This window comes from Alphaproteobacteria bacterium (assembly GCA_035625915.1).
GTDB lineage: Bacteria > Pseudomonadota > Alphaproteobacteria > JACZXZ01 > JACZXZ01 > DATDHA01.
The window spans coordinates 1-2371 of record DASPOR010000132.1 but is presented as its reverse complement, the minus strand read 5'-3'; the positions used below and the strand labels follow the sequence as shown (position 1 = coordinate 2371).

General features: G+C 64.4%; 2 protein-coding genes. Both read right to left on the bottom strand.

Going from position 1 to position 2371, the window contains the following annotated elements; genetic code table 11:
• Positions 1-451, bottom strand: a 451-nt coding sequence (locus tag VEJ16_10755; protein HYB10141.1) for a trimethylamine methyltransferase family protein, incomplete at its 3' end; no start/stop codon positions are given.
• A 130-nt stretch (positions 452-581) separates the two neighbouring features.
• A partial coding sequence (locus tag VEJ16_10750; GenBank protein ID HYB10140.1) for an ASKHA domain-containing protein occupies positions 582-2371 on the bottom strand: 1790 nt, incomplete at its 5' end.

Genomic DNA, 2371 nt, shown 5'->3' with positions numbered 1-2371 from the left:
CCTCAATCGTCCCGTAGCGCCGCCCCTTATCGAGATCGCGCACGAATGGCGGGCCGTAGGCGGGCGCAAAAACTGTGTTCTTGCCGCCCATCACCACGTTCCGCTGGGGATTGCGGGCGTACTGAACGTATTCCTTCGGTGCGTTTTTCTGGATGATCGCGCGGCACATCCCGCGCGGATAGCGAACGCGTTCTCCATCTACATCCGCACCCGCCTCGCGCCAGACCTTGAGCGCCTCCTCGTCGCCATGAAAGACGATGCCGATTTCCTCGAGCACGGTATCGGCGTTGTGCTCGATGAGCGACAACCCTTCCTCGCCGAGCACCTCGTAGTACGGGATGTTGCGGGTAATGAAGGGAACCGAGACGGCTGCACTCGCGAGCCGTGCCGCACGCTTGGCCTCCCGAGCGCCGCCGCGGCGCGCGCGTGGAGAAAGCTGCTGATCGCTCATGACGTCACTCCTTCACCATCGCCGGGGCACCTTCGCCGGCGCACCATCGCCGAGCCGCCGGCATTCGATTCGCGTTTCAATAGCCCGGGTGCTGCCATCGCGAGCAAGTATCCGAGTCGTCGGCCTTGCATCACGAAGCCGCGCCACCCGCACGGCGACGAGATCCCCGCCGCCCGCCGCGCATCGACACCGCATCGTCCGGCCGCACCTCGGGGAGTGCGACGACCCGGCTCAAATGCGGGTATTGGGCGCGACGATGAGGTATCGCCATCGCGTCGACGAAATGCTCCTGAAAACGCGGCTCAACCGCCGTCTCGACCTTTTCGATCCTGCGCACGAGCGTCTCAATCTCCCGTCGCGCGCGCCGATCAAGAAGGGCGATGCGCGCGCCCGTGCCGGCTGCGTTTCCGGCCGAGCTGACGTGATCGAGATCGCAGTCAGGAATCATGCCGAGGACGGTTGCATATTTGACGTCGATATGGCTGCCGAAAGCACCGGCAAGGCGAATGCGGTCGACGTGATCGACCCCCATTCGGTCCATCAGAAGTCGAATACCGGCGTAAAGGGCGGCCTTGGCGAGCTGGATTGCGCGCACGTCGTTCTGCGTGACGCGAATCGGAGTAGCCCCCGGGAAGAGCGTGTATGCGAAGGTCGGTCCGTCCGCGTGGATGCGCGAGTTGACCGCCGCGCATGCGCCGTCGATCGTGCCGTCCTTGCGCAGGATTCCGGCGAGGAACATTTCCGCCAATGCCTCGATGATCCCGGAGCCGCAGATTCCGGTGACGCCGGTCTTGCGCACACGGTCCGCAAAGGCGGGATCGTCGGACCATAGGTCGCAACCGATCACCTTGAAGCGCGGTTCGAGGGTTTTGGGATCGATGCGAACGCGTTCGATCGCTCCCGGCGCGGCGCGCTGGCCGCAACTTATTTGCGCACCTTCGAACGCCGGTCCGGTTGGGCTTGAACATGCGATGAGGCGCTTGCGGTTGCCGAGCACGATTTCGGCGTTCGTGCCGACATCGACGAGGACCGAAATCTCGTCCCGAAGGTCCGGTCTTTCGGCGAGAACGACGCCGGCTGCGTCGGCGCCGACGTGACCGGCGATGCAGGGAAGCACGAAGGCGCGCGCACCGGGATGGAGCGATAAGCCGAGTTCGCACGCCTTGAGTGTCGTGGAGCGGTCGGTCGCCAATGCAAAGGGAGCGCCCCCGAGTTCGACCGGGTTGATGCCGAGCAGGAGGTGCTGCATCACCGGATTACCGACAAAGGTCGCTTCCAGGATGTCTTGGGGCTCGACTCCAGCGGCTTCTGCGGCTTCGGCCGCAAGTTCGTTGATCGCCGTGCGCACCGCTGTGGTAAGTTCCGCCTCGCTTCCGGGATGCATCATGATGTAGGAGACACGGCTCATCAGGTCTTCGCCGAAGCGGATCTGCGGATTCATCTTGCCGACCGAGGCGACGACCTCTCCCGATGCGAGATCGCAGAGGTGCGCTGCAATCGTTGTCGAGCCCACATCCACCGCCATTCCACAGGCGACCTCGCGAAAGCCGGGCGATACGGCGATTATGGTGCGCTCGTTGTGAACCGCGGCCGTGACCTTCCATTTTCCCTGGCGAAGGGCTGGCTGGAGCGTCTGCGTCACGTGAAGGTCGCACTCGAGATCGGTCAGCCGCCATTCCGTCTCGAGGGCTTCGAGCAAGCGCCTGAGGTCGCTTGCGGGCGAGTGCATGTCCGGCTCGCGCACCTCGACATAGTGCAGTCGCACGGCCGCATCGAGCTCGATCGCCACGGCCTCGACCGCCTTGCGAACCACTTGGCGATGCACCTGGCTGTCGGCTGGCACATCGATGACCACGTCGCCCAATATGCGTGTCGAACAGGAGAGCCTCCGGCCCGACGATAGCGGCCGGCGCTTGGCGT